Genomic DNA, 1,607 nt, shown 5'->3' on the forward strand with positions numbered 1-1,607 from the left:
TGTCCTTTGGGTGACTGTGGTGCTGGTGGGCGCTGAGTTGGGGGTGTGGTCAAGGTCGCGCTGGTTGGGTGTGTCGGGCTGTTGGGTGCGTGTCGAAGTCGGGGGTGACGTGCGTTGGTCAGCGGCCGGGCGGTCTGGGTGTCGTAGCTGGTGGAGCCACCGTTTGTTGGCGAGCCGGCGGTAGCGGCGTTCGTGCTTGATCCATTCGTGGATGCCCCGTGGGACGAGCACGAGCAGGACGCCTGCCAAGTCCCACAGCGTCGTTTCGACCATGGCGCCCTCCTCCGTGACATCGCTCGTCTGGCCCGTCCCGCGCGGTTGCCTGTGAGAGCGACCCACGCGGGACGGGTGCCACCCGTCGCACGCGACGAGCACAGAGGAAACATAGCGCAGGAACTTCCTGTGTGCTGTGGCGCGGTCGAGTGAACCTGGAAGACGCAAGGACCACGCACAGTGCAGGATTGGTCAGCCAACACTCAGACAAGGGAGCGCTATGCCCAGGACGCCCGGCCCGACTATCCGGCGCTGGCAACTCGGCAACGAACTACGCGAGGCACGCGAAGCCGCACGCGTTTCGATCCGCGCAGCCGCAGCCGAGATCGAAGTGCAGGCCAGCACCTTGTCCAAGATCGAGGGCGGGAAGCAGGCCATCAAGGGCACCTACGTGAAGCTCCTCGCGCCCATGTTTGGGATCAGCCGCGACGAGCGAGAACGCCTCCTTGCGCTGGCGGAGGAGGCCAACAAGCCTGGCTGGTGGGTCAGCTACGGCAAGTTGGTTCCCGACTGGTTCCGCCTGTTCCTCGGCTACGAGTCGGACGCATCCGAACAGATGACCTACGAATCAGAGCTGGTTCCCGGTCTGCTCCAGGACTCCGATTACGCCCGCGCAGTGGCATTGGCGGCGAAGCCGGACAGCACGGACAACGAGCTGGACAAGCAGGTCGAACTACGTCGTGAACGACAACAACGCATCACCGGAGACGACCCGCCGACCGTGCACGCGGTGCTCAACGAAGCTGTTCTCCTCCGCAAAGTCGGCGGCGCCGACGTGATGCGTAACCAGCTTGAACACCTCACCTCGCTGGCCAAGCTGCCGCACGTGACCGTCCAGGTGTTGCCGTTCGACGTAGGCGCCCACCCCGCGATGACCGCCCCGTTCCACATGCTCGGCTTCGCCGACGTACCGGGCATGAACACCGTCTACCTGGAGAACGGACGCGGGGCTCTGTACCTGGAGAAGCCGGACGACCTCGCACGTTACCGAACAATGTTCGACCAGCTCACCAGGCTGGCGCTTAATCCGCAGGCATCCCTCAAAGAGATCGCTAGAGTGATGTCAAACCTGTGAGAGCGAGCGAAAGGGGGCCGGGCCATGGTGCCTCCGGACCTCGACTGGCGTAAGTCCAGCTTCAGCGGTGGCGAAGGCGGCAACTGCGTCGAACTGGCCTTAGACCCAGATGACAGCCGTAGGTGCTTCGTTCGCGACAGCAAGAACCCCGACGGGCCCGTGCTACACCTGAACCTTCGCCCACTGCAGTCAGTGACCAACCACCCCAACCAGTAACACCACGTAGCCAACCCCCAGGCACAAACACCGCCCCAGGGAC

3 protein-coding genes are annotated in these 1,607 nt (G+C 64.1%); 2 read left to right on the forward strand and 1 reads right to left on the reverse strand.

The genetic code is table 11. The annotated features are described in order from the left end of the window. Window positions 1-273: hypothetical protein (locus EV192_RS55425; protein ID WP_207927000.1), on the reverse strand; the 273-nt coding region annotated here is incomplete at its 3' end. Window positions 274-493: 220 nt separating this feature from the next. Here EV192_RS55425 and EV192_RS53500 point away from each other — a divergent pair. Next, the gene (locus tag EV192_RS53500) at window positions 494-1,348 is read left to right on the forward strand and encodes a helix-turn-helix domain-containing protein (RefSeq protein ID WP_132126536.1); all 855 of its coding nucleotides are present in this window, start codon (window positions 494-496) and stop codon (window positions 1,346-1,348) included. Between the two features lie 24 nt (window positions 1,349-1,372). Next, a complete protein-coding gene (locus EV192_RS53505) occupies window positions 1,373-1,564 on the forward strand; it encodes a DUF397 domain-containing protein (RefSeq protein WP_132126537.1) in 192 nt (63 codons plus the stop codon). Window positions 1,565-1,607: the final 43 nt, after the last annotated feature.

Origin of the sequence: Actinocrispum wychmicini (genome assembly GCF_004345645.1) — a bacterium.
In the GTDB taxonomy this organism is placed as follows: domain Bacteria; phylum Actinomycetota; class Actinomycetes; order Mycobacteriales; family Pseudonocardiaceae; genus Kibdelosporangium; species Kibdelosporangium wychmicini.